The following is a 1,377-nucleotide window of genomic DNA, read 5'->3' on the forward strand; positions in this document are numbered from 1 at the left end:
GGCTGCTCGCGGCACTCGCGCTCACCGCGCTGTCGACGGCCGGCACCGCGCACGCCGACGACCGCGCACCGAAGCCGCAGCCCGCACACGCCGGCCGGGCGACCCCGTCCCCCGTCCCGACGACGCCCGGGCCGGACGGCAGCGCCACCCCGTCCCCCCGTCCGACCTCCCCCGAAAGCCCCCGGCCGACCGCCGTGCCCAGCGTGCCGGGGCCCCGGCCGACCACCGCCGCGCCGAGGCCCAGCGTCTCGCCGACCGCGGGCCCCAAGCACGGTGACGGCCCGAAGGTGAGCCCCGCGCCGGCCAAGGGACGCGACGGGGGCAAGGAGCTCGCGCACACCGGCGCCTCCTCCGCGACCACCCTCGCGCTCGGCGGCGGCGCCGCGGCGCTGATCGCCGCGGGTGGCGGCACCTTCTACGCCGCCCGCCGCCGGCGCGGCTGAACCACCACACCACGTCGCCCGCCCCGAGGAAGCGATGGAGTACTCCGTCGGCCGACACAGCGCCCCGGTACGGTTCGCCCTGCCGGGGCCTCGGCCTGCCCTGTGGCGGTGGCTGCTGCGCACCGCCCGCCCTGCGGCCGCCCACCGCGAAGCACCGGGCACCGGCCACCCGGCCCGGCACCCCGCGTACCCGGCGTACGGCCGGCCGGCAGACGGCCAAGGCCGGTTGCCGGACGACGGCGCCGGCCCGCCGCCCGACCCCCGGCCGACGATCAGCGAGCTCTACCACGCGCACCGGCTGAACATGGTCCGGCTGGCCGTACTGCTCGTCGACGACCGCGCCACCGCCGAGGACGTCGTCCAGGACGCCTTCGCCGCGCTCTACAAGCGGCACGGCGAACAGCTCGGCGAGGTCGACAACGCCCTGGCCTATCTGCGCACCGCGGTCGTCAACGCCGCCCGCTCCGTACTGCGGCGCCGGCGCACCGCCCGCGACTACACCCCGCCGTACGAGGCGGCCGCGCCGTCCGCCGAGGAGCGCATCGTGCTGGACGAGGAGCACCGGGAGGTGTTCGCCGCGCTCAGCGGGCTGACGGCGCGCCGCCGGGAGGTGCTCGTACTGCGCTACTGGGGCGATCTGACGGAGGCGCAGATCGCCGCGACGCTGGGCATCAGCCGCGGCTCGGTGAAATCCCTCGCCAGCCGGGCCCTGGACTCGCTGGAGAAGATCTTGGAGGCACGGTCATGAACGGCAGCGGCCCGGGCCCCGGCACCGGCGACACCGCACCCGAGCGGCCCGTGGAGGACCAGCTGCGGCGGGCCTTCGCGGCGCGCGCCGACAGCATCGACATCCGGGATCTGCGGCCCGCCGCGCCCCCGGGAGCACAGCCGCGCCGCGGCCGGCTGCCCGGTGCGAAGCGGCCCTGGCTGCGCC

The 1,377-nt window shown here is 78.0% G+C and carries 2 protein-coding genes and 1 pseudogene; all 3 read left to right on the forward strand.

What is annotated here, in order from left to right:
* On the forward strand, positions 1-443 hold a 443-nt coding region (locus DY245_RS32895; protein ID WP_181923984.1), incomplete at its 5' end, for an LAETG motif-containing sortase-dependent surface protein.
* 34 nt (positions 444-477) lie between these two features.
* Positions 478-1,191 (forward strand): RNA polymerase sigma factor, encoded by a 714-nt coding sequence (locus DY245_RS32905; protein ID WP_128510827.1) that lies wholly within the window; start codon positions 478-480, stop codon positions 1,189-1,191.
* Positions 1,188-1,377, forward strand: a pseudogene (locus DY245_RS32910) (hypothetical protein); the annotation flags it as partial. The gene DY245_RS32905 and the pseudogene DY245_RS32910, both read left to right, overlap by 4 nt.

It is taken from the genome of Streptomyces inhibens (genome assembly GCF_003389455.1).
In the GTDB taxonomy this organism is placed as follows: Bacteria; Actinomycetota; Actinomycetes; order Streptomycetales; family Streptomycetaceae; genus Streptomyces; species Streptomyces inhibens.

Coding starts and splice junctions, on each gene's coding strand:
- DY245_RS32905 (WP_128510827.1), top strand. CDS start 478: ATGGAGTACTCCGTCGGCCGACACAGCGCCCCGGTACGGTTCGCCCTG.